This is a genomic window from Bradyrhizobium sp. USDA 4341, from assembly GCF_054063755.1.
This window is the reverse complement of sequence record NZ_JBSSGO010000002.1, coordinates 2,199,284-2,225,423: the sequence shown is the minus strand read 5'-3', so window position 1 is coordinate 2,225,423 and position 26,140 is coordinate 2,199,284. Positions and strand designations below refer to the sequence as shown.

Below are 26,140 nucleotides of genomic sequence, written 5' to 3'. Positions count from 1 at the left end.
GCATAATGGCTCCCGGTTGGCGTGTATTGCAAAATATCTACCCGCTGCATTGGGGCGACGAGACTGGGCCGGCTCAGTGGCCCGCGCGCCCTTCGGCCTTAAACTTGGCGGCTTATGGCAAGACCTCCGACGTTTCTCCCATCATGCTCCAGCAAAAGCGAAGGCTAGACGAGGCGTCTCGGCTCTTCACCACATGTCTTCGGTCCCATGAAGCCTGTTCACATCCCATCCCGATACTCGGTGCGGGCGGCGATTGCTGCCTCACTGCGTCACGGTGACGCAGCGCTTCAACGCACCGCATTCCAACTCGGGATGAGTCCGCGCTCGTTGCAGCGGCATCTCGCCGGAATGGGCACCAGCTACAGCGACATGGTTGCGGAAGTGCGCCTCGATACGGCCTGCTACCTGCTTCTAGAATCCAACCAGCGCATATCCGAGATCGCCCAGCGCCTCGGCTATGCGGGAACGAGCAGCTTCAGCCGTGTCTTCATGCGTCTGACAGAAATACAGCCCGTCATCTATCGGCGTCAGCGGGTTGTTCAAGGAAATGACGGGCCCCGACCCGGGAAGGAGCCGCATACGGGCAATCAGCAGAAACCATCGCGATTGGCGCGAAATGGCAAGACATCTTCGCCGCCAGGCGGGAGTTACGTCGCATCCCCTCGACAAGGGAAAAGACAGCGTTCTGACGGCACTGACTGAAGAACGTTGGCGTCAGCCTGGCACCTGCTACGACAGGACAAACGATGTTTATCATTCTCGTTAGCTACCTTGTCCTGATTTGGCTGGCATTTTCAAAGTTCAAGCTGATACGCCTGACCTGGCCGTCCGGAATCGTCGCTGCCCTCGCAGGCATTGGAATTCTCGCCGTCTTCATGGCGATGCTCAATTATCTCACCCCCAAACGGGCGGATCGTGGTCGTATCACGCGTCGTAGAAGTGACGCCGAACGTCAGTGGTGAGGTGATCGCAATCCCCGTCAAACCAAACGTGCCGGTGAAGGCCGACGCGGTCCTGTTCGAAATCGACCCGACGCCGTTTCGATACAAGGTTCGGCAGCTTGAAGCCGCACTAATCGCCGCTCAGCATCAGGCCGAGGTGCTCAAGGCGAACTACGATCAGGCCAACGCCAATGTGGCGGGTCTTGAAAGACAGGTCTCTTTTCATGAAAAGAGGCTGAACGATATCGCTTCCTTGACAAACAGCGGAGCCGCCACGTCGTTTCGTGAGCAGGACACGCGCGAACAGCTCGATATTGCGATTGCCCAGTTGCAGTCTGCAAAGGCGCAACAGCAGGGCGCGAGGGCCTCGTTCGAATCGTCGATCGGCGGCGTCAACACGACCGTGCTGCAGACCCGCGCGCAACTCGATGATGCAAAATGGGAGCTTGAGCAGACGACGGTCAAGGCGCCGTCGGACGGCTACGCCAGCGTCGTAGCGCTGGCGGTTGGTGCTCGCGCCTTGCAGGCACGCGCGGCGATGTCCTTCATCATAGAGTCGGACGTTTCCATTGTCGGTGTGTTTTCACAGAATGGCTTTCGCACTATCAGGCCCGGTGCGCGGGTCAAACTCGTTTTCGACAATGACCCGGGACGCATCTACGAGGCTAGGATCACGGAGATTCCGGAAGGGGTCGGGCAGGGGCAAATTGCGGTTTCAGGGACGCTCGCTCGTGTCGGATCAATTGGCGGTACGAGCGCGTACCCCGCGGTGATTTCGATTCCAGCGAATGCCGACCGCTCTACTTTGCGCCTCGGTACGTCGGGCACGGTGACGGTGTTCGCCGAGAATGCGGGACCCATCGGGCTCATCGCCTGCATCGTGCTCTGGGTCCAGTCCTACACGGCTTATCTGTAGGGAATCGATCTGATACCCGCATGCAGGAGTGGGTGTGTCCGGCAAACGGAGATGCATCGTCGGGCATGGCCGCCGCCCGTCAAACCCGGCCAGCGGACAGCCGTACTCCAGCGATCCAAAAGCCTACAGCCCGCGTGACTCTATCGAGCGCATGTTTTGCCGACTCGACGATTTAACGGGCTCCGCGATCCGGCAGCAAGAATTAGCGAAGGCCGCGACCATTGGCGCGAAATGGCAAGACATCCTCCCCGGTTGCCGCGAAATAGCGGGACGAAAACCATTTCCCGATGCTCATTGGATGCCAGCAGCGATGGTCCGAGTTGGGGGCGGAGAGCATGACACGGGACACGGTGATCTGGCAGTCGAGGTGTCCCGTTCGAGGACACGACGTCGGTTTGCCGCCGTGCGGACAGGATACAGAAAGGTAAACCAATGACAATACTGCGTGCCGCTCTTCTCGCCATTGCCGCCGCTGGCATGGCGTGTATGCCGACGATCCTTTCCGCTCAATCGGCAGCCGAGCCGAAGCCGCACATGCCGCTGGAGAAATCCATCGGACAGTCGAAGCCCGAGGTCGTTCCGTCGTTGTTCGTTCTTAACTCTAGGGGCGCCAGCCTGAAGGACGGAAAGCTCGTTCTGGCCGGAGTTTCGCCGAATGCCATCGTGTTTGCGGATCGCCCGGTGCGGGCCGCCGGACATGATCTGACGGCGCGGATCGTCGAGGACTGGGGCAACGGCAGCGACAATTTCGCAAAGGATCCGCCGAACGCTACGGTGTCCGGATTCAAGAAGGACGGATCGGCTGTCTTCGACGCGGTGGTTGTACTGAAGTCGCCGAAGCTCGAAGGCGACAAGCTGACTTTCGACGTCGATCTGCTCGAAGGTGACCTGGCGGGAGTCGATGGGCCAGCGTCGGTCTTCATCGACATCATTGGCCGGCCGCTGACGCCGCTGTCGTTTGCTGGTGTCGCCCGCAGAACGGCCTGGCGCGGCGCCTACTATCGCGGCGCTGCTGTTGCCGGGGCCGCGGCTGTTGGAGCGGCTGCTGTGGCCGCCTATCCCTATTACTACCCGCCGCGCTGTGGCTATTACCCCTATCCGCCTTGCTACTAAGCGTCCGCGCGAAAGTTCGAACGACCTCATGAGCATATGGCAATCTTGCGCGCTCCTTGCCGTCGGGTCGACCGCGAGCGCGGATCTGTCGTCTGGTCATGAGCACGCCCGCCGACCCCACGCAGGATCGGGCGCGGAGGCCGCGGTCAATGTGTCGGTGGCACATCCCAATAAACTGCAATGGATTCCCTGACTTCCAAATGCGGATCGATTCGATAACTCAATCGAACAACAAGGAGTACGGCAAATGTTGACGAAGCGAGATCTACTTCGCTCCACCGCGGCGATCGCCGCCGGCGCCGCGATTGCGAGGCCGAGCCTCCTGATGGCGCAGAACTACCCTGGCATTATCGAGGCCAAGGACATCGCTGAGGCCGGCTTCATCTACGGCCTGCCGATCGTGATGAACTACGGCATCATGTACGAATACGCCATCGATCGCAACTCGGGGCAGTTCAAGGCGCCGTTCAATCAGATCAAGAACGAATCCCACGTCTTTACTTATAAAGATACCGCCGTCATTTCGCCGAACAGCGACACGCCCTATTCAGTTGTGTGGATGGACCTGAGGACGGAGCCGATGGTGCTTTCGGTCCCGCCGGTGGACCCAAAGCGCTACTACTCAGTACAGCTTATCGACGGGAACACATTCAATTACGGCTATATCGGCAGCCGCGCCACTGGAAAGGATGCTGGCGACTACATGGTCGTCGGACCGGAGTGGAAGGGGACAACTCCCGCCGGGGTCAAGAAGGTGTTCCAGTCGGGCACGCAGTTCTCGCTCGCCCTCTACCGTACCCAGCTTCTTGATCCGGGCGACATTGACAACGTGACGAAGGTGCAAGCCGGTTACAAGGCGCAGCCGCTTTCGGCCTATCTGAAGCAGTCGGCGCCGCCAGCTTCGCCGGCCGTGAATTTTCCGAAGATCGACAAGGAGCTCGTGAAGACGAACTTCTTCGAGTATCTCGATTTCTGTTTGCAGTTCGCGCCGGTGCTCGAGAGCGAGAAGGATATCCGGGCAAAGCTTGCGCGCATTGGTGTCGGGGCAGGGAAGACCTTCAGCTTCAAGGATCTCTCGCTTGAGCACAAGGCCGAGATTCTCATCGGAATGAAGCAAGGAGAACGAAAGATCGATGAAGCCATCGACAAGGCCGGCGTGTCGGTCAACGAATGGCGGCTCAGTTCCCTCTTTGGCGACGCCGCCTTCTTCAATGGCGACTGGCTGAAACGCGCCGCGGGCGCCAAGGCGGGCATCTATGGGAACGATGCGGTGGAAGCGACCTACCCGCTCGGCAAGTTCGATTCGGAAGGCAAGCCGCTCGACGGCAGCACGCACAACTACACGCTGACTTTCCCGGCAGGTCAATTGCCGCCGGTCAACGCCTTCTGGTCGGTGACAATGTACGATGGCAAGACCCAGCTACTGATCGAAAATCCGATCAACCGCTATCTGATCAATTCGCCGATGCTGCCCACCATGAAGAAGAACGCGGACGGGTCGCTGACGGTCTATATTCAGCACAAGTCGCCGGGGGCGGACAAGGAATCGAACTGGCTGCCGGCGCCGAACGGCCCAATCTATATGGCCATGCGGCTCTACTGGCCGAAAGCGGAGACGCCCTCGATTCTCCCGGTCGGCAAGGGGACGTGGCAACCGCCCGGCATCATGCGGGCTTGATGGGCACCTGGATCAACCATGCTGCCCGGAAAGTTACTCGAGCGCTCGAACTCGTGCCGGTCTCTTTTGGCCGGCGCGAATTCGGACCTGACTCGCGGGTTCAGATGGTGAGCAGTTGCCCACAGCGCGCTGATGCTCGCAGCCGGGATTATATCTACGTTCAGGCGCTGACCTGCGCTCAACTTGCGGGCGCCTGGCAGGAAGACGCGGGATGCTCATCAAGCGGTTGGTACAACGGTCTCGCACGTAACCATCGTCTCAACGTCGAGGGAGCGGAAGAAGCGGGCACGAAGTCATCCAGTACTGCAAGGCCGATACGAGCAAGCTGGTCGTCGAAGCGATTGCTATCGTGTTCAAGGCTATGCGCGCGAAGCTGTGTATCGAGATGAATCCGTAGGCGAGCTTGTAGGAAACCGGGTGGGAGGACTTTTCCGTTGGCGGCCGCTAGCGACGTAGCATCATACAGCCTTAGCTTTGACGAATATTCCGACATGGTTATTGGAGCGATGGGGAGTTTCCTGCTGACTGGTCCCAGTCAAGCTCCTTGGTCGGTCGATCACTGTAATTTGGGTTCGATCGTCTTGCAGTTTGGCCTGGAGGGAGGCTCCAAGATATTGCACGGCATTTCGTGTCCAGATGCCTTGAGCTTCTTCTTTCAGGATGATCAAATTGCTGATCGCCTGATTTTTGACGGTCAAGTCCTTCAGCCTCACGACTTCGTGGTGCTTCCGCCTGGTAGCGATTTTACGTTCGCGTCGCGCGGCATCCATCGTTGGACGTCGATTTCGATGCCCGCTGGACTCTTTGAAACATTTGTTATCAGGAGCGGCAGAAACCATCTTGCATGGCTCAAGAAGGAAAAATGCGTCATTTCATCCCCGAAACAACTTCTCAATCGTTTGACTGCGGCAATCGCGAGCACGGCCGCGCTCGCTCGCAGAGAGCAAACGTCGACGCTCCACGGACTTGGTATTGCCCGGCTGCTCAACGCATTGATCGGCGCAATTGCGGGCTTGGACAACGAAACGTACCTGCCGCCGGAAAGGTCGCGATTGTCCAGTGACATCGTGACAAAAGCGCTGGAGCACGCCGATGGTCAGAAATGGGGAGGGCTTCAGGTTGCTGACCTAGCCGTTGCGGCTGACGTAACAAGCCGGACGCTCCTGAGGACGTTTCGGCAACAGCTCGGCGTTGGACCGGCAAGCTATCTTAAGCTACGTCAGCTCAACATGGTTCGACGTGCACTCCGCGGAAAATGCGGGTCGTCAGGCAAAGTCACCGACACCATGAGTGAACACGGGGTTACTGAATTCGGTCGTTTTGCCTCGGAATACAAATCCCTTTTTGGAGAGCGCCCGTCGGAGACGGTGGCGAGGTCGCGGGTGCAAAGAGCGCGATGAAACGACTTGTTTTCAGCCATCGTCAGCCCGCAATGCGCAAAGTTGCAGAGTGCAAGTCACGTCTCCGGGCGCGCCGGGAAGAGTGGGCGCGATCGCCTGAGCAATGGCATACGACAGTTAACTGTTGGTGTGTCGAACAGCTTTGGTTTGGTCAGAAACAGAACCGTCACGCTGCAGTGTACCGAATTTGCAACGGCCAACTTCTTTCAATTGGTTGTCCGATTTTACATAGCGACCGGGAGTTGACCTAAATACTTTTCGGTACAGGCCTTCAACTTGCGGCCGATGTGTTTCCAGAGGATTTTGAAATGAGAAAGATCGTACTCACAGCTGCTGCATTCACTGCATTCGCTGCCCCCGCACTCGCTGCCGACCTGCCGCAGCGGCCTTACGCCCCGGTCAAGGCCCCGTTGATGGCTGCCATCTACGACTGGACCGGATTCTACATCGGCGGTAACGGCGGCTATGGCTCGGGCCGCAATTGCTGGGGTGTCGTACCGGCAGGTGGCTTGGTCATTCCGGATGGTTGCCACAGTCAGTCTGGCGGCGTCATCGGTGGACAGCTGGGCTACCGTTGGCAGGCCGGTCAGTTTGTGTTCGGTTTGGAAGGCCAGGGCGACTGGGCAAATATGCGCAGTTCGCACGTGAGCATTGTCAATCCGCTTCTTACCGATTCTTCCAAGGTTACCAGTCTGGGCCTTTTCACCGGCCAGATCGGCTACGCCTGGAATGCAGCGCTGCTGTATTTGAAAGGCGGCGCGGCAGTGACGGACAACAATCTTCTTCAAGCGACCACGTTTGGAGGCGTTGGCCTGAACTATGCGACCTCGACCCGTTGGGGCGGTGCCGTCGGCGTCGGGTTTGAGTACGGCTTCACCCCCGAACTGGTCGGCCGCCATTGAATACGATCGTTTGATCATGGGTAACGCCAACAATTCATTCTCGGTACCCGCAGGCGCCGCTGCTGTCGTCAATCAGATCAGCCAAGACGTGGATCTGATCACCGTGCGCGTAAACTACAAATTCGGTGGACCCGTCGCTACGGCTTACTGATCTTTGCCGGCGAAGGCCGGCTTGGCAGCCGGCCCTTGTTGGCCTCTACAGCAATTTGGGGTGAAATTTTCGTGATGGACGACATGAAGAAACTTATCATTGGAGCAGCATTTGCTGCCGTCAGTTCTACCTGCGCCTTTGCGGCAGACCTTCCCGTGCAGAGCTACAAGAGCGCGCCGGTGGCGGCCCAAGTCTATAATTGGACCGGCCTTTATGTCGGTGTGAACGGCGGGTACGGTTGGGGCACGCAAGACCCGCTGACGCTCGTCTCTGGCAGGTTTGACCGCGCAAGCTTCGATACCAGTGGCGGAATGTTCGGCGGCACCATGGGTGCCCAAATCCAGCAGGGATATGTGGTCATCGGCCTTGAGGGCGATCTTGATTGGGCGAACGTGAAGGGCAGCGGCATCATAAGTCCGGCTATCGCTGGCATCGGGCAGGGTATCACACTCAATATCGCGTCGAACATCAGCGCCGTTGGAACGGCTCGGGCGCGAGTCGGCGTCGCCGTCAGCAATCTGCTTTTGTATGTCACCGGTGGTGCTGCTTTCGTGAAATCGAGCGCGAATGGCACCTCAATTGCCGGCGTCCCATGTGGTACGCTCGGCGTATTTCCAAATTGCGCAGCCTCGGCCTGGCGTCCTGGCATCGTTGCCGGCTTGGGTATCGAATATGGCTTCACGCCGAACTGGTCGCTGAAGGGTGAATATCTCTACACCCAGGTGGTCGGCACCGGTGCAAGCACTGACAAGCTCAATACCTTCCGCGGCGGCATCAACTATCGATTTTGAAACAGAAGATGCGGGGTAGGACGTTATCATGAATCCTAAAGCGTTGGCTCTTTGTGCAACGTTGGTTGCACTTGCCGCTCCTGCTTCGGCCCAGACGCCGACATGGACCCAGACGGGTATGCTCAGTTGCAAGCTTAACCCGAGCATTGGATTCATTATCGCCGGCCACCAGTCGATGGAGTGCCGCTTCGTGCCGTCGATGCCCGGTCCCCCGCAGTTCTACGAAGGCGCGCTCAACACGGTGGGAATTGATATTGGGATAATCGGTGGCGGCGCCTTGGCGTGGGGCGTTCTGGCGCCCACCGCCGGCGTTCCCGCCGGCGCTCTGGCCGGCACCTATGTCGGTGCAAGCGGTGACGTGGCGTTGGGACTTGGCGTTGGAGCAAATGTTCTGGTCGGTGGATCCAACAGAAGCTTCGCGTTGCAACCGGTATCAGTCGAGGGCTCGGTCGCGCTGGATGTCACGCTTGGTCTGTCCGCACTTCAATTGAGATAGATCCCTTGAGCCAGTGCACCTGGCCACGCGGAACACAGTTCGAGTTATGCAAGGGACAAGAAACCAGAGGGTTTAGAATGCGGCTTTACTTCGTTCTCGCTACGGCTGCGACAATTGCCTGCTCCAGCGCCTCGGCCCAGACGCCGCTTTCGGCCTATGTTGACAGCAACGGCTTCATCGATGTGCAAAAACTGACATGCGCCCAACTCGCGGGTACCTACCAGGAAGACGCGGACGCCCTGACGTCCTGGTACAGCGGTTGGTACAACGGCCTGGCCAAGAAGCACTACCTGGATCTCAGGAAGGGAAAGGTCGTGGAGCACGAGGTGATCGAGTACTGCAAGGCAAATCAAGACAAGCTCATTATCGAAGCCATCGCTGTGGTATTCAAGGATGAGCGGGCGAAACTGGGAATCCGGATGAAGGCTGATTGAGACAACAGCGCCATTCGCTAGGCCCGGTGCTCGATGATGGGAGACCCGAGGATGTTGTCCTTTGCGAAGCACCGGGGGACGCGGACGGGCGTGCTTGCGGGCGAGTATGTCGGTGCTAGCGGCGGCGTCTCCCTCGGTGTGGGCGTTGGCGCCAACCCTAGGGGTATCCGAGCTGATGCCTCCGCTCGTACCGTGATGCCATGAGCACCCTCGCAATCAATCTGTGGCCGCGATGGCTTAGGATATTGATTGTCGGAGCGGCCACGGCCGCGGCGATCGGCGGCGGATGGTTCGGGTATCGCTACTTCGCAAAGCCTGTTGTGCTCACCGTGGCCGCCGGGTCGGCCGATGGCGAGTCGCTGGCGCTGATCTCGGCGATAGCTGCGCGCCTGTCGGCGTCGAACTCGCATGTTCGGTTGAAGGTCAGCGATGCCGGAAGTTCAGCGAAGGCCGCCGAACTGCTGGCAGCGGGGAAGGCTGATCTTGCTATCGTTCGAGGCGATACCAAAGGTCTGGCTGATGCGCGGAGCGTTCTGCTCCTGACCCATGGGGTGGTCCTGATCGTGACGCCCGCAGCCGTCGGCGCCGACAGCCTCGGTGATCTGCACGACATGACCATTGGCGTCGTCGACGGCGCCATCAACGCTCCGACAGTTGAGGCCCTCAAGCAGGTGTATCAATTCGACCGCGCCAAGGTCACCTTTCAGAATGTTGCCATCAACGATGCCGCGGCGTCGCTCGCGTCAGGAAAAGTTCACGCCTTGCTGGTCGTGGTTCCCTTGACCGAAAATACCTCGCCAAAGTCAGGCAATTCTTGCACCAGGAACGGGGCAAAGGGGCGGCGCCAAAACTGATCGAAATCGAGTCGGCCGGCGCAGTCGCCAACGTCGCGCAGCAATACGAGAGCTATGATATCCCGAAGGGCACCTTGCGGGGCGCTCCGCCGGTTCCCTCCGATGACTTGACATCGCTGCGCTTGTCGTACTTTCTCGTCGCCAACAAGTCAGTCGATGCCGATGCCATTACCGATCTGGCGCAGTCGCTGGTCGATGTAAAACGGGATCTGCTGTCTCAGTTTCCGATATTGGCCCAGGCCGCCGCACCGAGCACGGATGCGGACGCGTTGATCCCGATCCATCCGGGAGCTGCGACCTACTACAATGGCAACCAGCAGAGCTTCTTCGACAAATACGACGACAAGCTTTACTACGGGTCGCTGTTGCTGGGCTCGCTGATCTCCATCCTCGTGGCAGCCTGGCGTTTCGCCCGCTCAGGCAGTGGACCGCAAAGTATGCTGGAGCCGCTTTACGAGCTTGGCAACGAGATCAGGACGGCGAAGAGCGAGACCGAACTGGACCAGATCGAACGGAGAATTGACGGCATCCTCAAGGCTGAACTCGCCAGGAATGCAGGCGGTGAGGGCGCCGACGGCGCCGAGATGGCTGCGCTAGGCCTTGCCGCCCACCGGCTCCAATACTTGATGAGCCATTGCCGGACCCGGCTTGCCCACACATCGGTTCGCCCGGCAAGCAATTAGCGCGTGCACGAACACTCACTCCGCTGGGAAAAAACTCCGCATCCTAGATCTGGATCAGTACGGGCCGCGACAGTCCGGCCGCCCTTGTCGCTCTACTCGCCTCGTCGCACGAGCCGTGCCAGCCATACTTCCCCGATGGTGTAATAGGGATCGCCTTCGCCGGCCATTAAGCGTGGGACCGGTCCCCTCCACAGGACGGCAATAGCCAGCGTCGCCGTCCCAGCGAATAGCGCTACACCGAGCGTGTGGTGTCCGAAGCCATAATTGTGAGCCCAGGCCAGCCATTCGGGCAGCCTGTGATTTCCAAGCGCGTCGTCGAGGACAAGCTTGATGGCCATGGAGCTGCCAGGCTCGTGGCGATCTCGATCAGCATCGCGACAAGCACAATAACAAGTCAGCCGCGGTAGGGACGAGGGAGGCCAAGCACCAATCGCGTCATTAACGTACCTCATTATGGTTGGTGCGTTACTCCAAAAGCGAAAAGCCGCCATCGCCGCAAGCGGTCGCACGCCGGTTACATGCCAGATGTTACTTTCACAATTTTGCGGGTGGCGTCGCATCGCGCTGTGCAAAAACAGACCGCGCCGTAATTTGAAGGCTTGACGTGGCCGCTACCGTAGGACGGGCGAGCGAACTCGGCAGGTACCATCGGAGCGCGCTGGGCCGCGGATTCCCGCCGTTGATCCCGTCGGCATCGCGCTCCTGCGCGTTGGCGACGCACGGTTTGTTGCCATCCCGCACGATTGACAGCCGACGCGCGAGAACGTCTGTCAATTGCAGTAGACAACCCACTAATTCCTCTTGGGAACTCACATTAGGTGCTCCGGCTTCTGGGCGGGTACGGCGACCGCGCGCCGTAGAGAACAGCGCCCAAGGGTTTGATCACATGGACCAGCGCCGCCTCTACCACTTCGCGAGGGGAGCTTGGAGGCGTAACACGCGGCCGTGTCTCGCTTGATAGGTAACCTCGAGCGTGCGCCCGTCAGTATCGACGCACTCCAACGGCTCCTCTGCGGTATCCGTACCGGCCAACTCCAACCGCCGCACATCCCCGTGGCCCGCAGCGAGCTGCAGCGCAACCTCTTGGTCCACATCCCGCAGCACCTGCTCTATAGTACGCTTCACTCCGACCGCCACCAAAGGTGACGAGACCGAGAATTACGGTGAGACTTAAAGTCATGACACGAATAATCGGTGACATTTTCTTCTCCGGCGCTATCCATGTTGTCGCCCTACATTGTACTGATCAGGCTTGACGTGATTATCAGAAGCCTCGCGGCATGGACTATGCAAAAGCGGACAGTGAGCTAAAAAGTCTCGGCGCGCCATTGCCGTAGCAAAAGCGGCTCATTGCGCCAAGCTGGCGCTGGATGGACCGTGCACGGACGGTGGCTTTTGGCAGACTATCAAGACGCAACGTTCGAGTTGGGCTGCTCTCCGGTAGGAAGACAGTGCCTCCGAAATGGTGGGTCTCGCGATGAAGCGGACCAACGGGCTCGAACCCACGAAAAGCGAATGGATCAGCGCTAACTACTGCATGGCTATATGACGTCGGCCATGTAGTTGAATTTGATTCCGCTCGCATATGGGTTCGAGTTCGGCCGCATTCGCGCGATCCGCGCTAGGCCGGCGGATTCCCATGCGACCGATGCTTGCGCGGCGATCTCATGCGTGCCGCCATCGAGACCCGCGGCGTTGTGAGGCAGCACCAGGTCGAGATCGATCGATCAGCGCGCCCCGATCTGCGGTCATGCGGAAGTTGCGCGGGTTGGGGCCGCCATGGACGACGCAGGTCTGACGGCCGTTCTTTTGTTGCCGGCGATATTCACTTGGGGAGCAAGGAGCCGCGGGGCCCAACTGCGTGGAAGTGCCCTCCGCCTGTCAGGCCTTTTCCGTTGGCGAGAAAGCCGACGATCGTACTGTCGGATTCACTCACCAGCACGCAAGTTTGCCCGACGCCTTCGCGAATTTGCGCACGAACGAAAAGAGCACGTATCTGGTGCGGTTTCTGATGCGGTCGTCGCGCTGGGGGCAACCAGGATCCAGTAAGATAATATTGATCTTCTTGGTGGGCCCGGCAGGACTCGAACCTGCAACCAGACCGTTATGAGTGGCCGGATGCGAAAACTGGGGCGGACAAGATAAAGGCCATGCTCACAGTCGATGGCCCATTGAGTCCATATGCCGAGAAACTTACGAAAGCGATGGACGACGTGTTGGCATACGAGGAGCTTCGGAACTATGCGGCTCGTGGCTTGGTGGCCCGGCCCGATTCTAGCGATTATTCGTTGGGTTCGATGATCCATCTGCGACGGTTCAAGATGTTCAAGGGAGGGAAGCTCGATGACGCAAGCCGGACCCTCACACTCAAGGAGTACACTGATGAGCAGGTGGCTCTAACAACCGCAGAGTTTCTTTTCGATCGTGCAAAAGATCTGGCAGACCTTGGTTTAAAGAATCTGGATGAATAGTCGGGAACGTCATTTTGAGGATACGTCTCCTGACTGTGAGAATTGCGTCCTCTTGGGGGCGCCGCGGGTCAAAAGATAGCGCGATTGCGTTCCCCGACATCATTCGACGCGCTCGGCCAAAGCGGGCGGGCGTGCGCCACGAACCGGGTCGTGCCTTTGTAGGCCTACAGCCCAGGCAACGCCGAATATTGCCCTGAAATGACGGCCCCGAGCAAAGGGCGGTGGTGTAGGAGTGGAAGGGAAGCCGCGCTAGATTTGGTGCCAGCTTGGGTGTTGCTTCCGAAAGAAACTTATCGGCGGGAAACGCACCAAAAGTCTTCACCCATTCTCGTAAGCCATTAAAATCGCAGCAAATACGAACGCCCTCTGAGCGCACCATAAACCCAAAACGGAAATACGTCGTCGTAATGGGGTTCACACTGGGCGAGCATCCGGCTCGGGAATTTGGTGAGGAGGTCGCGCGAGGTCATTTGCTACCACAGCGCCCGAGACGCGCCCGCTTGATACGGCTGAGCGATAGCAGAAACTCACCATAGTCGCTCAGATCGTTCGCACCTTCGATGATTTCGCGGTCTTTGCACGTTTCACTGCGGCGTGATTATCGTGCGCCGCGTGACGGCTGCGCGTCTTCGCGTCCAGCGCCGCGTGCCGCGTTTTGGCGCCACCGCGGTGAGCGGCATTTTCCTGGCCATCGATCGGCGCCAGATGGGCCGGGTCAAAATCGAGATAGGGGCGCGTGACGCCAAACTCCTTGCCGTGCGCGTCGACCCATTTCCATAGCTTTTCCGACGATCTCCAACGGTCGTCGCGCGTCGCGCCGTCGATGCTGACGATGTCGGCCGCGAGCCCATGGCCGTAGCCGCCACGGAGGCTGCCGCCGTGATACGACCTGTTGCTGGCCGCCTTCAGCCCGCTTGCAATCGACTGGCGGTAGTCATCGCGGAACGCGCTGGTGATGCCGGGCGACAGGCCGGCCTGTTCCGCCGCGAGAAGTGCATGAAAGAGCTTCAGCTTGAAGCTCCGATCGACGCCGCGCATGACGTAGTCCATCATGGGCATGTCGACTCTTTCGGCCGCCCTGATGTCCCTCCAGGCGAAATCCTCATCGACAAGCCTGGTGAAGGTTCTGGTGACCGTCACTATCTTCTTCCTTCTCTTGACCGTTACCTCCCTCCGCTCCGGCACCTTGATGGTATCTTCCTTAGGCGTCCTTTGGTAGAGCGCCCACAGATAGCGGTCGATGCAGGCGTTGACGTCCCAACACTCGTCGAGGACTTCGACGGAGTCCACTGCCGCCTTGACCACGCCAGGCTCCGGATCCGGCGTGTTCGCTGCCGGCGCCTGCACCGGTTGAGTGTCCGGCGGAAGCGCCGGATCGGTCAACGCGGCCGCGACAACAGGTTCCGTCTCGTGCCCGGTCGGCCCAGCATTGGTGGTCGCCACCGCAGCCTGTTCGCTCATGGTCACAGCATAAGGACCGTCGACGGCAGCGTTCGACGTGGCAGTTGCTGGCGATGTCGCCGATAGGGCATCGGCGACGATAGCGGGTACGCGGGAGCCATCAACTGATGCACCGGTGACTGACGCACCGATCTTCTCGATGCCAGCCGAACCGAACGCCGCAAACCAGGAGACAATACAGCCCGACAGAACGACCGTCCCGCCCAACGCCGCCGCCCGCACCCGCCGCGAGTTCATTATCCCAGCCTCCGCAAGCTCCTCGGGAGCCAGATTGCAGCATGTGACGAGGCCGATTGTCCGCTCAGGGCGTGGTCGCGCAATGCCGAAGGAAGGTTAACGAGCCATCTTTCCGAACGATGTTGCCCGAATGCAACTCGCGCCCTAGTGGGACTTTTCCGAGACCGTCGAATTGGAACGGCGCCGAAGGTTCACCTCTCCCGGCGAGAGAGGTGAGACGAAACCGCGATAAGCCGATTCAACCAAACTCCTCCCTTGCCAGGACGTGTACTCGTCAACGTCGACTTCCGAGGGCGAAGCGGAAATCGCGAGGCTCCGCGTTCATCGACGGTTTTCGCCGCATAGCGGTCGTCGAGCCGCTGCCGCTGCTCAGACCGCTCGAACGTGGCAAGCCGCTTGATTGCGTACGCGTGGTCCCAGCAGACGGCGAATTCCTATACGCCGATGGCTTGCGCGGCGATCTCTGCGCGCCGCCATCGAGACCGGCGGCGTTGTGAGGCAGCGCTAGGTCGAGATCGGGGACGTCAACATGCGACTCGCCCCAGTCGATCAGCGCGCCCCGATCTGCGGTCATGCGGATGTTGCGCGGGTTGGGGTCGTCATGGACGACGCAGGTCTGACGGCTGTTCTTTTGCTGCCGGCGATATTCACTTAGCGAGCAAGGAGCGTCGGGCCCGACTGTGTTGAAGCGCCCGCCGCCTGTCAGGCCTTCTCCGTTGGCGGGAAAGCCGACGATCGGTGGACGTACTGCCGGATTCGCTCACCAGCACGCGAGTTGCCCACACCGAGCGGTTCATTGAAATGCCCCATCAAGAAAAGGGTCACCGTATCGCAACCTAGACGGGCGGGAAAGCGGTGCTAAGGCTCAGGTCGGGTCCGTGATTTTACGGTGGAGAACATCGGACGAGCGTCACCGTTGCTGCTCAGACATTCCGATGGGCACGGTCTCTCTCGCAACGTCGCCGCGGGCCGTGCGCGCGGTCGCTGGTCCATCGCCGTCGCCACCCCATGCGCTCGTTCGGTGATCCGCTGTTCAAGAGCGGCAATGGTCATCTTGATATTGTTTCGCCGCTCGATCAGCGATCACGCCAGCATCGGATACTTAGGGTCGGATCGGTCTGAAATACTGGCGCGTTCTTCTTCAGCCGCGATGTCGGATTCGAGAAGCTCAAGGGTGCGGACAAGATCAGTCAGGATCTTACTGACTACCGCGACCTCTCGTATTGAGTTCGCGCGAGCTGTCTCAAAACGAGGATGCATGTTCATTTGCGTGCTCCGAATGTCTGTGTTCGGCACACAGAGAATAGCTGGCGCCGAACTATTCGCGCAGGCATCGCAAGTTGCCTGCCAATGTCGGCCCGTAGGAACACGGTTCGGGGCCGACGGGATCAGTTAGAGGGGTTTCGCGTCAATCTGATGCAAACTAGGGCGCGCGAAAGCTTCCCCGGAGGGGGTAATTTTTTCGCAAATGGTGGGGACGCCCTGCGGAACTTAGAAACAGCCGCTCTAGCGCGGTTGGTTCGGATTTTCTTGCCGCGTCGTCGAGTGCTCAGAAATCCACTTGGTCGCGTCGTGCTCCGTAACAAAGCCCTTGATGACTTCCGTTTCGCCATCGGGCCACAGAATATCGATCCTCCAACCGGTGCCGGGATTTTTGCAAGCCATGAAAGCTGGTCGCTGCTCGATCATCGGGTGACTATGCGCCGACGGTGGCCAGCTACAAGCCAGTGATCCTGCCACACTTCGCTTTTTTGGCCTGCAATCCTATTGGCGCTCAAATCCCGGTCTCACGCCGATCCTATGATCGGTCGGGAGTCTCCGGTAGTCATCCCTCGATAATGAGGCGACGCAGGAACGCGTTGCAGGCCTGCTCGGCCTCAGCGAACGTGCTGAAGGGCGATCCGGACACTTGAGCCGCGGGCATATTCAGAAAGTCTGGGCGATATGACGCAACAAAACCGGGCGCTCCATGTAAGCCAGGTCCACTTCGGCTCTCGCTGCTGATAACGAATGAATAGTCGTCGCTGCTTGCGATCCAAATTTCCAGATCCTTAGCAGTATCCACGCTGCGAAAGTGTAGGGCCATTTCACCCTCCACCAGGCAGAGGTCCAAGCTTGGTCCTCCGCGGTCATCCAGACGGACGCTTAACCTGTTTTTGTGCGATTGGCCGCTTCAGCCTCCGGCGCCAGCCGTTCGGCCTTTAGGCGCTCTCGATTGTCGTGGAGTGCATTTTGCGCTTTCGCGTATTCGGTCATAGTTTCGCCCTGACCGCTTTAAATATCTTATGGGCTTCGCGTTCTAAAGCTGTCGGCGCCCGTCGGTTTCGGTCGTTAATCATCGTTGACCTCCTATTTGGGCTCAACAAGTCAACGCATAGATCTGGCTTTCGATCCCGTCGGCTATCCGAGCAACTGGTGACTGCCTTCCTCGCCGTCGACGACGAGGAGAAGAAGTCGGCTCCCGTGATCGCTTTGATTGGGGGCAACGACTGCGCCTGATCGGGCTGTTGCTCATGCGACCGGCTGCGGTTGGCTTCAAAAGCCAAACGTACATCAAGGGCGCGGAGCCTCCGGGCTTCGCGCTTTCATCGGTACAGCAGCGGCTTTGATGGATTTTGGTTTCAGGGCTCTCCGCTTCATGGTCGCGGTTTGCTTTTTCGACTTAAGCGCCTGTGGTCGCTTGTTTGTTTCGCTCACGAATTGCCCCCCTCGAAATTATTCTGGCCACGGACTTGAGCCGGATTTGCGTGACGTGACGAGTCGTAACTGCATCTTGACGGACGAACCTCCTCGTTTGTTGCGGAATTGAGACAGAACCCCCGCGCCTTCCGACAACGCCGCTGCCTCCTCCAGCGCCCCCGATCGTGCGATTGCATGGGCGCGCCCTAGTCTCTACGGGTAGAGGGCGTCTCGATTGAGATCCTCTATCGTCTGCGAACAAATTGCAAAACGTCCGGAGCGGCTCTGACGATCGCCGGAAGTGGCCTTTCCGGCGTTTTCAGCCCGAGCAGCAAATTGGGCATGCCGCGCTGGTCTTGAGAAAAGAAGGGCCGGCCGCGAAGTCACCGGTGATTGCCGGCGTGGAGCACACTGCCGAAGCCTTGATCCGTCACATGGGGCTTCTATTCGTGCCGGCCGGCGTTGGTCTCATTGCGGAGACTGGAGTACCGCGGGCGGAATGGCTGCCGATCGCTGCGGGCCTGATCGGATCGACATTGCTGAGCTTCGCCGTCACCGGGTTGGTGATGCATTGGAGCATTCGCCGCTGCGCCGCGAGACGGTCGCCGGACACCGTGCAGGGCGTGGAGATGCGTTGACTGACGTCAGGCTGTTGGCATGGTTGCAATCGATCGTCTCTGGATTTCGCTTGGTGCGACGCCCGTGCTCTGGCTCGTGGTAACGCTGGCGGCTTACGCCCTCGGCAACGCGCTGCAGCGGGCCTGCGGTGGTTCGAGCTTCGCAAGCCCGATGCTCAAGGCCATCATTCTCGCGGGTTCCACCGTCGTGATGACCGGGACCGATTACAGGGTCTATTTTGCGGCAACCCAGCCCATCAATTTCCTGCTCGGGCCGGCAACTGACGCCTTGGCCGTTCCGCTGGCGCGAAGCGCGCGGCTTCTCAAAGAGAATCTTCTGGGCGTAGGACTTGCACTGATGGCGGGCTCCGTCACGTCGGTCCTCAGCGGGATTGGCCTGGTGTGGCTCCTTGGAGGCTCACGCGCGGTTGCGTTCTCGATGGCGCCGAAAGCGGCTACCACGCCGATTGCGGTAGCGGTCTCCAGCCAGGTCGGTGGCATTCTGGCCCTGACGGCAGCGCTCGCGATCCTTGGCGGTATTGTAGCGGCGGTCGCCGGTCGGAAAATGTTGACCGCGCTGAACATCCACGATTGGCGAGCCTATGGTCTTGCGGCCGGAATTGCCGGGAGCGGCGTCGCGGCCGCGCAGGTGGCGGCACGCAACGAGCTTGGCGCCGCATTCGCGGCAGTTGGCATCGGGTTAAATGGCATCCTGATCGGACTCGTTGTTCCGCTTGTCGCCCAATACTGGAAATAGCGGGCGCAGATTGTTGTTCTGAGCTCTTGTGCGTGCGCTGGTTCGACTCGTTGCGGCCTCGAAGGGCGATCGCTGACGCCGCGAGGGACGATGCCAGCAATGTGATATTTCGTGCAGCCCGTGCCGATTGGGATCACGAACGACGCGCATCACTTCCGGGAGGCGAACAACTGGAGAAAGTTCGATGCGTACTCTTTTAGCCGTAGGCTTCTTGATCTCACTGACCGCATGTGCGAGCGCGGCGCCCTTGCATGGTACCCACACCCGACATCGGGCCATGACGCATCATGGGCAAACCGTATCGCTGGGGGACTTCGCCGTCCCGAGGGAGTCCTATGCGGCCGCTCGACCGCAGACCTACTACGACGACACGCCCAGCTACGACGATCCATCCAAGCTCGGTGGCCAGCCTCCCGCGATGTGATCCGCAGGATCTGGTCGCACGCCCCGTACGCCGCATCGATCGTGCAAACGATCTCGGGTGATCTCAATGCGTTGTCTTCTGGCGTTTGGTCTTCTGTTGAATTCGTGCGCCGCTTCCGCGGCAACGCACGGTCCGGCCGCCCCCGCGGCACGTGCGCACGGCTATCGACAACAATTGGCAGCTCCGGGTGCGGCGTTGTCCGTCCGTCCTCGCTTCGCCGTTCCCGGTTGGACGGATGAAGACACCGAGCGCTGGCTGGACAACGCCGCTCGGGCTGGTCGCAGGCCTGACGCTAGTTCGTCCCCTTGGTGCTGACGAGATAGTCGACGATCGCGGGTACATCGCTCTCGTCGATGGGCGCTCTGTAGACCTTGATCATCTTGCGGACCTCGGAGTCCCAGACGGACCTGGAGAGGGCAGGCTGGTTCAACACCATGTCTGCAGAGTGACAGGCCAGGCAGTTGTTGTTGATGGCATCCGCACTGGATCCACCCGGAAACAGCGCATCGCCCGCAGGAAGCTCCACGGATGTCGATGTGATTGCCGGAGCGGGCTGGACTCGGGCGGAGGTCGGCGTCAGCATGGCAGCGAACGAGGCGCCGAGGGCAATGATGGCGTGGCGCATGAAATTGCTCCTAAATGGCGGTGATATGGGCCGTCTCGACGGCATTGAGCATGAAACCGCTATTGTTCCAGTTGGGCATTGCGGGCTGAACGTCGCCGCTCAGATTCGTGCAGCGGACCATGAGCGAATGATGGCCCTTCTCCAACTGGGGGACGCTCATCTGCCAGCGGCGGAAGCTGTACTTTCCGAAGTCATCGCCAAGTGTCGCGAGTTGCCAGGTCCGGCCGTCATCCATCGAAAGCTCGACCTTGGCGACGGCCGTGTCGCCCCCGAAGGCAATCCCGCGGATTGTTGCGCTGGCGGCGGCTGGAAGTGACGCATTTTCCGCAACATTCGTGAAGAAGGACCGCGGCACCATGCGGCTGATCGGAACCATCTTTACCCCGGTCTGGCCCGGCGCGATGTTGGCGTGCGGCGTATCCGGAATGGTGTAAGCGGTCGCCATCCAGTAATTGTCGTCCGCGCGATCAAGGACTTCGATGTCGCTGAGCATCTTGACCCAATAGGTCGAGTACCATCCGGGCACGATCAGACGTAGCGGAAAGCCGTTCAGCAACGGCAGCTGCTCGCCGTTCATCGCGAAGGCGATCATGACTTCGCCGTCGCGCGCGTGATCGATGTCGAGCGACTTTCGGAAATCGGGCGCTTCGGGTACCACAGGCTCATCCAGTCCGTTGAAGCGGACCTGAATCGCGCCTGGCTTGACGCCCGCGCGGTCGAGCACATCCTTGAGCAGCACTCCCGTCCATCGCGCATTGCCCATCGCGCCGTGCGCCCACTGCGCACCGGGGACACGAGGTGAAAAGAAGCCTCGGGAATTGCCGGAGCACTGATTGACGGCGGCAAGCTCCACGCGAGGCAGCTTGAGCAGATCGCCGATCGACAACGACAGCACCTGATTGACGTGACCGCTTACGGAAAGCCGGAAGGCCGCCGCATCCACCGATGTCGGGATCACGGCCCAGTGCCAGCGCACGTAAAACTGGTCGTTCGGTGTGAATACACCGCGATCGAACACTTCCATCGGAGTTTCCAGCAGCGGTGGCCGGGTGCGCTGCAGGATCATGGGTCCCTTCTGCGGGAAGTCGTGCGTCAGCGGCCGCTGTCGCGGACCGCCGGCAATCGGCAGCTCCACCGATTGATCTGCCCAGGCCGATGAGGACGCAAGTGCCATGCCCGCCACTCCGATGGTGCGAAGCATGGCACGGCGAGTCAGGGCTTGAGAGCTTGCTTGGTTGCGATGTTGCTGCATCGAGAGCTCCTGTCGAGGTGACGCATGCACTTTCATGCAGGTTCGCTCATCCGAGGATCATGTCCGCGAACGGATCTGCGACCTGCTGCTGCGGTGTCGCCTGATGGCTGCACGGCTGATGCAGATGCCGGTTGCTAAGGCACAACCGCCCCTGCGAGTGAATGATACTCCCGTTGCTCGAAAAATGCATCTCGTTGTGGGCCTGTGCGAGCGGCGCACCGAGTACCGAAGCTGTGGTGGCCAGCAAGACAATCGCGAGGAAAGCGCGGTACGAACCGATCATTGTGAATCTCCATCTCGATGTTTCCGGCAGGCGGTGTTCGATGTGCCTGTCGCTTCTCAAGGACGTAAGCCGCGGTGCGGCAGCAATCCAACGAGATGATGAGATCGTTCTGATCGCCGGACACGATCGAATGCGCAAGGAAGCTCGCGCGCCGACGACGCCCCCGGCATTGCCGGCGAGGCATCAGTTCAATCGTCGCAGAAGTGTCGCCCGCGGTCGCAGGTCGTCCTACGCGGCAGCGCCCGCAGCGATGCTGGACATCAGCGCGGCCTCGGCCTTGCTAATATGCCGCTCCTTGTGGCGCAAAGCGTAGAACGAGCGCTTCGCCAGTTCGCCTTCCAGCTGGAACAGCCGCTTTGCCGCAATCGCCTTTTCAACCACCAGATCGGAGATGGCCGCGGCACAGCGGCCGGTCTCGACTGCCGTTCGAATTGCCTCGTTGGAAGCCAGCTCGAGCTGCACCGTCAAGCTGGAGAGGCGTACCCCGCGTTTCTTCAGGGCCCGTTCGAACATGGCGCGCGTGCCGGAGCCCGGCTCGCGAAGGATCCATGGTGTTCTGATCATCCAGTCGGGAGGAAGCGACTTCTGGGTCGCCAACGGGTGTTGTGCACCCACCACAGCGACCAGCGTATCGGTGTCGACGCGGCGGGCGGACAATGCAGGATCGTCGATGTCGCCCTCGATGAAGCCGACATCCGCCATGCCTTCGCGAACGTCGGTCGCGACCTGTTCGGTGTTGGCGATCCTGACTTCGATTTCGATGCCGGGATAGGTCGCCTGAAATGCCAGCAGTCTCGCGGGCAGCCAGTAGCTGCCGACCGTTTGGCTGGCGGCAATCACAAGCTTTCCGGCCGTGAGCCCGGCAAAATCCCGCAGCACCTGCTCGGCTGCATGGGCACACGCCAGCACCGCACGCGCTTCGCTGAGAAAGCAGCGGCCCATATGCGTGAGAACGATGCCGCGGCCCACCCGATCGAACAGCTTGACGCCATAACGCCCTTCGAGCGCGGCGATTGCCGCGCTCGTGGCCGATTGTGTCAGATTCAGTTCGTGCGCGGCTTGTGTGACGTGCTGCTTTTCGGCGACCGCGGCAAAGATCCGGAGTTGTTCGAGCGTCATGGTCACCCCATGAGTTTGATGAGCGTCAGGCTGAAAGCTGCGATGAATAGGAAGGCGAACCCGCCCAATATAGCTGGCCGCAAACCCTTCGCGTAGAGTCTTGAGACGTCGGTCTCGAGGCCCATGGCGGCGAGTGCGATCGTGAGCAGGAACGTCGACAGAGTGACGGTTGCGCTTCTAGCGTCTGCCGGGATGGTCACGAAACTGTTGATGGCGGCCACCGCGACAAAGCCGATAGCAAACCAGGGGAGGGGCGGCCTTTTGGACCCGCGCCTGGCTCCCGCCCGGGGCGCGACGCCCAGGGCCAGGACCACGGGCGCAAGCAACATAACACGGGCAAGCTTGGCGACCGTCGCGATTTCGCCGGCCCGCTGGCCGTTCTGAAAGGAAGCGGCGGCCACCTGAGCAATCTCATGGATGGATGCCCCGCTCCAGAGCCCGTAGGCCGTGCCGTCGAGATGCAGAAGATGCGGCAGCACGGGATAGACGAACATTGCGATCGAACCAAAGATCGTGACGCAGGCGATCGCATAGGCGACGTCCTCGTCGGACGCCTCGGTGACGCTGTCGGTCGCGACCACGGCCGAAGCACCGCAGATCGAGGTGCCCGCAGCGATCAGTTGGGTGAGCTTCCGATCGACGCCGAGCAGGCGGCCGGCTGCGAGAGTGAACGCGAAGGTGGCAACGAGCGTGGTCGTCACGACGAACAGACCCATTGCGCCGACGGCCGCAAGCCGGGCCAGCGTGATCTGAAAGCCGAGCAGAACGATCGCGGACCGGAGCAGACGGCGCATGCTGAAAGCGATTCCCGGGCCGGCGAAGGATGGCGTTCCGACAAGATTGCGTACCGCGATCCCGATCGTGATCGCGAGAATCATCGGACTGAACGTGGCGGCCCCCGGAACCCTGTGAAGCAGGTTTGCGGCGAGCGCGACGGCTCCGGCCAGCGCGACGCCAGGAATGACCGAGCGCGCCTGTTCCATACGCGACACGATGGCATCGCGGATGACGGGTTTGATTGAAGAACGGCGGAAATCGATCGCATCGGTCATTGGCGTCTCTCCAGGGGCTACGCCAATTGTGGTTCTCGGCATCGAATTTATCTAATAGATTGATTTTGCCGTTCCGATCGATGGAATCGATCGTTTAGTCGAGGCGAGCGCTGTGCCGGTCACGCTGCTGAAATCCGGAAACCGACGTCGCCGCCGGCGGCGCCGGTGAATGAACGCTATTTAATCGATATCCCTGCGCGACCCACTACCTCCTCATGGCCGGTGACGTTTCACGCGATCCGGGCGGCCGTTCGCGGTCGATCGTTGTCGCGTGCTCGCGCAGCAGTCCCACATCTTGCCGCAGGCAGCCCAGGAGTTCGACAATGTGCGCTTTTCATCAATTCAGCGCTTTCGCGGCATCGCGCGGCGAAGGGCTTCATCCGAAGCTGCATGCACTGCTCGAACGGGCGGCGACGTCACCGGTTTCGGAGCTCTCGATGCGCCATGATGGCCTGGTTCAGGCCGGACCGGATCCGGACCCGGAAATCGGATCGTCGCGCAGCAACGTGGTTCTGCCCTCGCGATGACCGGCCAATCGACAGGCGCGCCTGAACAGAATTTTAGTGGTGACGGAGTGGCCGCTTCCTACTTCCAGATCGTCCGTACAATGTAAGGAGACGATCATGACCTCGACCACATCGGCAACTGCATTCGCGACCGACCACGACGAGTGGATCAGTTGTTCTCACTGGGGCATGTTTCCGGTGCGCCGCAAGGCGCGCTGACCTGGTGATCAGACCAGTTCGAGTTCGGTTCTGGCGTGCAGATCATCAGCATGTCTCGACCCAGGTTCAGTAGGTGCAGCGCGATGGAGATCGTATGATGCCTGCAGCCCCGACCCGTCTTCTTGGCCTGCCGGGCAGCCTTCGCAAGGGGGCTTTTTCGCGAGCAACCCTGGCCGGTTTGCGCGATGTCCTTCCAGGCAAGACGAGCCTCGAGATATTGAGTCCGGAGCTTCCCCTCTACAACGAGGATGAGGATGGAAACCATGCTCCGGACGAGGTGCGGGAGTTTCGGAATGCGATAGCATACAGCGACGGCTTGATCATCGTCACACCGGAATACAATCACGGCATGCCGGGAGTCCTGAAGAATGCACTGGACTGGGCGTCCCGCCCGTATGGGAAGTCCGTTCTGATCGACAAGCCAGTCCTGGTGATATCGGTTTCCCCGGCCTTCACCGGTGGCGTTCGAGCCCACGCGCAGGTCAATGAGACGCTGCTTTCGATCCCCGCTCGTCTCGTTGGAGGAGCGCAGGTCGTCATCGGGAACGTCTCGGAGAAGCTGTCGCAGGGGAGGCTGGATCAATCGTTCCTCGGCTTTGCAATGCAGTCCGTCGAGCGGCTGGTCGAACGTACGCGGAACGCCGACCGCAATCGAGGCGGCTCAGCAAGTATCGGACACTGAATCGCCAAGGGTATCCGGAAGAACAATGGGTTGAAGCAACGGTTATGCCTTGACTGCCCCGGCCGTCATGCCATCGATGAAGCGGCGTTGCAGCAGGACAAAGACCAGCACGACCGGCAACGCGATAATCACCGCCGCCGCCAACATCTCACCCCAATCCGTCGAATACTGTCCGGTCAAACTGTAGGCGGACGCGGACCATCTCGGGAGAGGCACGGTTATTGTTTACGCCGGACCGGTTGATGCTCGAAACCCGCGATCGCAGGCCCCTCCAGTCTCGAGACAATCCCCGTGCAGCGTTCATAGGGCACGGCGCGGACAGGCCGTGGGACCGGCTACACGCGGGCTATTTCTGCAGCTACGTACTTTGGACCTACTTGAGCTCGCCGTTCCTGTACACCGAGGAGGGATTCGAAACGGAAGAAATCGATCCTTGGACGGAGGACGGGGAAACCTGGCGCCGTTTGAAGATTACGTTTCCGCCTTCCATCGCAAGTCACTCACGTGTGCAGATAACTCATTTTGGCCCTGACGGCCTGATGCGGCGGCACGACTACGCGGTCAACGTCATGGGCGGCGCAACCGGCGCGAACTATGCGTCCGACTATCGTGAATTTCAGGGGATCAAGGTGCCCACAAGGCGGAAAGTATATGCATACGACCAGAATTTCCGAAAGATACCGGAGCCGCTGTTGGTCGCTATCGACATATATGACGTCGTCTTGCGATAAGAAAAGACAGGTTCGCTCGCGAAGAACGTCATCGATACTATCTGCGGCTGATGTTGCGGTTCTGGCAGCAGATGCAGGTCGCAGCCTCGGGCGAGGGTTAGTTCCGTCGAGCGGTCCAGTATCCCGAACAGCGCGACTGCCCTGAATGGCCGCTCCAAGCGCCGCGACCGGAATTCCCCGTGAGCTTGCCTGAGCCTGAGGCAAATTTGTCCTGAACGGTCACGGAGGCTCGAACCGCACCTGAGCGCGTCACATAACCGCGGAATTTGACGAGGTTTGGATGTGTGACGATACCGTTGGTGATGTTGACGGGGAAACTATAGGTCGGGTCGCACTCGCCTCTCTGTGTTATGAAAACGAGGTCCCAGGACCCATCGTAAGCCGAGCGCGCTTCCGCAGCCGAAGTCAGAACAAGGGAGCCTGCGAGCGTCGCAAAGCGCAAGAGCTTCTTCATCACCATTTCTCCGAGGCGTTGTCAGCGTTGCTCTGGCCATTTGGTCAAGGGCAACGCGGTGCTGATTCAAGACTGCTTCACTTATTCTGAAATGTCACAGCTGCTGGTGTTGAAACTGTTCAGACACGCGCCTCGCGAATGGGGCAACGAGCATGACGCCGTTTGGACGAGCCAGTCCGCAGTCTTCGGAAGAAGGGTGCGTTTCCCTTGCC

At 60.0% G+C, this 26,140-nt stretch carries 27 protein-coding genes and 2 pseudogenes; 18 read left to right on the top strand and 11 right to left on the bottom strand.

Features of this window, described 5'->3' with window-relative positions; genetic code table 11:
• Positions 1–207: 207 nt before the first annotated feature.
• The 13 genes from ACVIGB_RS16610 (at position 208) to ACVIGB_RS16550 (ending at position 10,359) form a co-directional block, all read left to right on the top strand.
• The gene (locus tag ACVIGB_RS16610) at positions 208–702 is read left to right on the top strand and encodes a helix-turn-helix domain-containing protein (RefSeq protein ID WP_456749166.1); all 495 of its coding nucleotides are present in this window, start codon (positions 208–210) and stop codon (positions 700–702) included.
• A gap of 44 nt (positions 703–746) precedes the next feature.
• Entirely contained in the window at positions 747–962 is a 216-nt protein-coding gene (locus ACVIGB_RS16605) for a hypothetical protein (RefSeq protein ID WP_456721809.1), read from the top strand.
• Positions 940–1,857 (top strand): HlyD family secretion protein, encoded by a 918-nt coding sequence (locus tag ACVIGB_RS16600; RefSeq protein WP_456721810.1) that lies wholly within the window; start codon positions 940–942, stop codon positions 1,855–1,857. Before ACVIGB_RS16605 ends, ACVIGB_RS16600 begins: the two co-directional genes overlap by 23 nt.
• 432 nt (positions 1,858–2,289) lie before the next feature.
• The gene (locus ACVIGB_RS16595) at positions 2,290–2,970 is read left to right on the top strand and encodes a hypothetical protein (protein WP_456721811.1); all 681 of its coding nucleotides are present in this window, start codon (positions 2,290–2,292) and stop codon (positions 2,968–2,970) included.
• Positions 2,971–3,217: 247 nt separating this feature from the next.
• The gene (locus tag ACVIGB_RS16590) at positions 3,218–4,648 is read left to right on the top strand and encodes a DUF1254 domain-containing protein (protein WP_456721812.1); all 1,431 of its coding nucleotides are present in this window, start codon (positions 3,218–3,220) and stop codon (positions 4,646–4,648) included.
• 434 nt (positions 4,649–5,082) lie between these two features.
• On the top strand, positions 5,083–6,048 hold the full coding sequence (locus ACVIGB_RS16585) for a helix-turn-helix domain-containing protein (protein ID WP_456721813.1): 966 nt from the start codon (positions 5,083–5,085) through the stop codon (positions 6,046–6,048).
• Positions 6,049–6,356: 308 nt separating this feature from the next.
• The gene (locus ACVIGB_RS16580) at positions 6,357–6,950 is read left to right on the top strand and encodes an outer membrane protein (RefSeq protein WP_456749165.1); all 594 of its coding nucleotides are present in this window, start codon (positions 6,357–6,359) and stop codon (positions 6,948–6,950) included.
• 225 nt (positions 6,951–7,175) lie between these two features.
• Positions 7,176–7,892 carry an outer membrane protein gene (locus tag ACVIGB_RS16575; RefSeq protein ID WP_456721815.1) on the top strand — a complete coding sequence of 239 codons (717 nt, stop codon included), beginning with the start codon at positions 7,176–7,178 and terminating at the stop codon, positions 7,890–7,892.
• Between the two features lie 28 nt (positions 7,893–7,920).
• A complete protein-coding gene (locus ACVIGB_RS16570) occupies positions 7,921–8,388 on the top strand; it encodes a DUF992 domain-containing protein (protein ID WP_456721816.1) in 468 nt (155 codons plus the stop codon).
• Positions 8,389–8,465: 77 nt separating this feature from the next.
• Positions 8,466–8,822 carry an HdeA/HdeB family chaperone gene (locus ACVIGB_RS16565; RefSeq protein ID WP_456721817.1) on the top strand — a complete coding sequence of 119 codons (357 nt, stop codon included), beginning with the start codon at positions 8,466–8,468 and terminating at the stop codon, positions 8,820–8,822.
• A 33-nt stretch (positions 8,823–8,855) separates the two neighbouring features.
• On the top strand, positions 8,856–9,026 hold the full coding sequence (locus ACVIGB_RS16560; RefSeq protein ID WP_456749164.1) for a DUF992 domain-containing protein: 171 nt from the start codon (positions 8,856–8,858) through the stop codon (positions 9,024–9,026).
• 212 nt (positions 9,027–9,238) lie between these two features.
• Entirely contained in the window at positions 9,239–9,676 is a 438-nt protein-coding gene (locus tag ACVIGB_RS16555) for an ABC transporter substrate-binding protein (RefSeq protein ID WP_456721819.1), read from the top strand.
• On the top strand, positions 9,637–10,359 hold the full coding sequence (locus ACVIGB_RS16550) for a hypothetical protein (protein WP_456721820.1): 723 nt from the start codon (positions 9,637–9,639) through the stop codon (positions 10,357–10,359). Before ACVIGB_RS16555 ends, ACVIGB_RS16550 begins: the two co-directional genes overlap by 40 nt.
• A 92-nt stretch (positions 10,360–10,451) precedes the next feature.
• Here the strand turns inward: ACVIGB_RS16550 and ACVIGB_RS16545 are convergent, their stop codons facing one another.
• Positions 10,452–10,697 carry a hypothetical protein gene (locus tag ACVIGB_RS16545; RefSeq protein ID WP_456721821.1) on the bottom strand — a complete coding sequence of 82 codons (246 nt, stop codon included), beginning with the start codon at positions 10,695–10,697 and terminating at the stop codon, positions 10,452–10,454.
• A gap of 1,203 nt (positions 10,698–11,900) precedes the next feature.
• Positions 11,901–12,162 (bottom strand): annotated as a pseudogene (locus ACVIGB_RS16540) (hypothetical protein); the annotation flags it as partial.
• Between the two features lie 347 nt (positions 12,163–12,509).
• Between ACVIGB_RS16540 and ACVIGB_RS16535 the strand changes: the two are divergent.
• Complete coding sequence (locus ACVIGB_RS16535; protein ID WP_456721822.1) at positions 12,510–12,830, top strand: hypothetical protein; 321 nt, start codon at positions 12,510–12,512, stop codon at positions 12,828–12,830.
• Positions 12,831–13,370: 540 nt separating this feature from the next.
• On the opposite strand, the gene ACVIGB_RS16530 is transcribed toward ACVIGB_RS16535, so the two are convergent.
• The 4 genes and pseudogenes from ACVIGB_RS16530 to ACVIGB_RS16515 form a co-directional block, all read right to left on the bottom strand.
• Positions 13,371–14,528, bottom strand: coding sequence for a peptidase M15 (locus ACVIGB_RS16530; protein ID WP_456721823.1), 1,158 nt, complete (start codon positions 14,526–14,528; stop codon positions 13,371–13,373).
• A gap of 386 nt (positions 14,529–14,914) precedes the next feature.
• Positions 14,915–15,150: pseudogene (locus tag ACVIGB_RS16525) on the bottom strand (phosphotransferase); the annotation flags it as partial.
• A gap of 461 nt (positions 15,151–15,611) precedes the next feature.
• Positions 15,612–15,794: a hypothetical protein gene (locus tag ACVIGB_RS16520; RefSeq protein WP_456721824.1), complete on the bottom strand. Its 183-nt coding sequence runs from the start codon at positions 15,792–15,794 to the stop codon at positions 15,612–15,614.
• A 240-nt stretch (positions 15,795–16,034) separates the two neighbouring features.
• Positions 16,035–16,217, bottom strand: coding sequence for a hypothetical protein (locus ACVIGB_RS16515; protein WP_171947680.1), 183 nt, complete (start codon positions 16,215–16,217; stop codon positions 16,035–16,037).
• Positions 16,218–17,596: 1,379 nt separating this feature from the next.
• On the opposite strand from ACVIGB_RS16515, the gene ACVIGB_RS16510 reads away from it, so the two are divergent.
• A complete protein-coding gene (locus ACVIGB_RS16510; protein ID WP_456721825.1) occupies positions 17,597–17,845 on the top strand; it encodes a CidA/LrgA family protein in 249 nt (82 codons plus the stop codon).
• A 19-nt stretch (positions 17,846–17,864) separates the two neighbouring features.
• Entirely contained in the window at positions 17,865–18,581 is a 717-nt protein-coding gene (locus ACVIGB_RS16505; RefSeq protein WP_456721826.1) for an LrgB family protein, read from the top strand.
• 716 nt (positions 18,582–19,297) lie between these two features.
• Here the strand turns inward: ACVIGB_RS16505 and ACVIGB_RS16500 are convergent.
• From ACVIGB_RS16500 to ACVIGB_RS16480, 5 genes are all read right to left on the bottom strand, one after another.
• Complete coding sequence (locus ACVIGB_RS16500) at positions 19,298–19,630, bottom strand: cytochrome c (protein ID WP_456721827.1); 333 nt, start codon at positions 19,628–19,630, stop codon at positions 19,298–19,300.
• A 10-nt stretch (positions 19,631–19,640) separates the two neighbouring features.
• The gene (locus tag ACVIGB_RS16495) at positions 19,641–20,804 is read right to left on the bottom strand and encodes a molybdopterin-dependent oxidoreductase (RefSeq protein WP_456721828.1); all 1,164 of its coding nucleotides are present in this window, start codon (positions 20,802–20,804) and stop codon (positions 19,641–19,643) included.
• Positions 20,805–20,928: 124 nt separating this feature from the next.
• On the bottom strand, positions 20,929–21,165 hold the full coding sequence (locus ACVIGB_RS16490; RefSeq protein ID WP_456721829.1) for a hypothetical protein: 237 nt from the start codon (positions 21,163–21,165) through the stop codon (positions 20,929–20,931).
• Positions 21,166–21,393: 228 nt separating this feature from the next.
• Positions 21,394–22,284 carry a LysR family transcriptional regulator gene (locus ACVIGB_RS16485; RefSeq protein ID WP_456721830.1) on the bottom strand — a complete coding sequence of 297 codons (891 nt, stop codon included), beginning with the start codon at positions 22,282–22,284 and terminating at the stop codon, positions 21,394–21,396.
• A 2-nt stretch (positions 22,285–22,286) separates the two neighbouring features.
• Complete coding sequence (locus tag ACVIGB_RS16480) at positions 22,287–23,246, bottom strand: YeiH family protein (protein ID WP_456725156.1); 960 nt, start codon at positions 23,244–23,246, stop codon at positions 22,287–22,289.
• A 912-nt stretch (positions 23,247–24,158) separates the two neighbouring features.
• On the opposite strand from ACVIGB_RS16480, the gene ACVIGB_RS16475 reads away from it, so the two are divergent.
• Both ACVIGB_RS16475 and ACVIGB_RS16470 read left to right on the top strand, forming a co-directional pair.
• A complete protein-coding gene (locus ACVIGB_RS16475) occupies positions 24,159–24,743 on the top strand; it encodes an NADPH-dependent FMN reductase (RefSeq protein WP_456749163.1) in 585 nt (194 codons plus the stop codon).
• 242 nt (positions 24,744–24,985) lie between these two features.
• Complete coding sequence (locus tag ACVIGB_RS16470; protein ID WP_456721832.1) at positions 24,986–25,474, top strand: hypothetical protein; 489 nt, start codon at positions 24,986–24,988, stop codon at positions 25,472–25,474.
• Positions 25,475–26,140 lie beyond the last annotated feature (666 nt).

Coding starts and splice junctions, on each gene's coding strand:
- ACVIGB_RS16610 (WP_456749166.1), top strand. CDS start 208: ATGAAGCCTGTTCACATCCCATCCCGATACTCGGTGCGGGCGGCGATT.
- ACVIGB_RS16605 (WP_456721809.1), top strand. CDS start 747: ATGTTTATCATTCTCGTTAGCTACCTTGTCCTGATTTGGCTGGCATTT.
- ACVIGB_RS16595 (WP_456721811.1), top strand. CDS start 2,290: ATGACAATACTGCGTGCCGCTCTTCTCGCCATTGCCGCCGCTGGCATG.
- ACVIGB_RS16590 (WP_456721812.1), top strand. CDS start 3,218: ATGTTGACGAAGCGAGATCTACTTCGCTCCACCGCGGCGATCGCCGCC.
- ACVIGB_RS16580 (WP_456749165.1), top strand. CDS start 6,357: ATGAGAAAGATCGTACTCACAGCTGCTGCATTCACTGCATTCGCTGCC.
- ACVIGB_RS16575 (WP_456721815.1), top strand. CDS start 7,176: ATGGACGACATGAAGAAACTTATCATTGGAGCAGCATTTGCTGCCGTC.
- ACVIGB_RS16570 (WP_456721816.1), top strand. CDS start 7,921: ATGAATCCTAAAGCGTTGGCTCTTTGTGCAACGTTGGTTGCACTTGCC.
- ACVIGB_RS16565 (WP_456721817.1), top strand. CDS start 8,466: ATGCGGCTTTACTTCGTTCTCGCTACGGCTGCGACAATTGCCTGCTCC.
- ACVIGB_RS16560 (WP_456749164.1), top strand. CDS start 8,856: ATGATGGGAGACCCGAGGATGTTGTCCTTTGCGAAGCACCGGGGGACG.
- ACVIGB_RS16545 (WP_456721821.1), bottom strand. CDS start 10,697: ATGGCCATCAAGCTTGTCCTCGACGACGCGCTTGGAAATCACAGGCTG.
- ACVIGB_RS16535 (WP_456721822.1), top strand. CDS start 12,510: ATGCTCACAGTCGATGGCCCATTGAGTCCATATGCCGAGAAACTTACG.
- ACVIGB_RS16530 (WP_456721823.1), bottom strand. CDS start 14,528: ATGAACTCGCGGCGGGTGCGGGCGGCGGCGTTGGGCGGGACGGTCGTT.
- ACVIGB_RS16520 (WP_456721824.1), bottom strand. CDS start 15,794: ATGAACATGCATCCTCGTTTTGAGACAGCTCGCGCGAACTCAATACGA.
- ACVIGB_RS16515 (WP_171947680.1), bottom strand. CDS start 16,217: ATGATCGAGCAGCGACCAGCTTTCATGGCTTGCAAAAATCCCGGCACC.
- ACVIGB_RS16505 (WP_456721826.1), top strand. CDS start 17,865: ATGGTTGCAATCGATCGTCTCTGGATTTCGCTTGGTGCGACGCCCGTG.
- ACVIGB_RS16500 (WP_456721827.1), bottom strand. CDS start 19,630: ATGCGCCACGCCATCATTGCCCTCGGCGCCTCGTTCGCTGCCATGCTG.
- ACVIGB_RS16495 (WP_456721828.1), bottom strand. CDS start 20,804: ATGGCACTTGCGTCCTCATCGGCCTGGGCAGATCAATCGGTGGAGCTG.
- ACVIGB_RS16490 (WP_456721829.1), bottom strand. CDS start 21,165: ATGATCGGTTCGTACCGCGCTTTCCTCGCGATTGTCTTGCTGGCCACC.
- ACVIGB_RS16485 (WP_456721830.1), bottom strand. CDS start 22,284: ATGACGCTCGAACAACTCCGGATCTTTGCCGCGGTCGCCGAAAAGCAG.
- ACVIGB_RS16475 (WP_456749163.1), top strand. CDS start 24,159: ATGCCTGCAGCCCCGACCCGTCTTCTTGGCCTGCCGGGCAGCCTTCGC.
- ACVIGB_RS16470 (WP_456721832.1), top strand. CDS start 24,986: ATGCTCGAAACCCGCGATCGCAGGCCCCTCCAGTCTCGAGACAATCCC.